This is a genomic window from Aeromicrobium sp. PFPM2_SD2, assembly GCF_057364525.1.
Genome location: NZ_JBNFNZ010000798.1, coordinates 1 through 579, shown reverse-complemented (window position 1 = coordinate 579; position 579 = coordinate 1). Strand labels below are relative to the sequence as shown.

1 protein-coding gene is annotated in these 579 nt (G+C 75.1%); it reads left to right on the top strand.

What is annotated here, in order from left to right:
* Positions 1-291 (top strand): hypothetical protein (locus AC2W7G_RS18180; RefSeq protein WP_485869667.1); only part of this gene is annotated, 291 nt, incomplete at its 5' end.
* Positions 292-579: the final 288 nt, after the last annotated feature.

Sequence of the window (579 nt, the reverse complement as noted above, 5' to 3'; positions counted from 1 at the left end):
CGACCTGGCCGACCTGGACGCCGTCCCGGCCGACTGGCCCGAGCCGCCCGTGCCCGGACGCTCTGCGAGACCAGCACCACGCCGGACGACGCCGAGGGCGTGGCCGGCTACGCGACCGACGCGGACGCCGCGACCGTGCTGGACGCCTACGAGGCCGCGCTCGACGGCTACGAGGTCGTCCGCGAGGAGCAGGGCACCGGCGAGCTGCTCGTCGCGACCGGACCGGCCGGCACGGTCGAGGTCAGCGTCCCTGCGCCGGGGACCTACTCGGTGTTCTTCGGCCCCGCCTGATCGCGGCCCGACCACCCGCCCGCCGGCCCGGCAAGACCGCTGAAAGCCCGATGAAAGGCGTCCCGCGTTGAGTGGGCACCGACCCCACGGGACCACCCACCAGGAAGCACGCAGACATGAGAACCACCACGCTCGCCCGACGCACCGTCCGCGACACGACCCCGAGGATCGCCTGGAGCCCCGAGCAGGCCGTGCTCGTCGTGGACCGGCACGGCGTCGTGGTCGACGCCGACGAGGGTGCGCGCGCCTGCTCGGCCGCTCGGGCTGCAGCGACCTGCGGCGACGCAC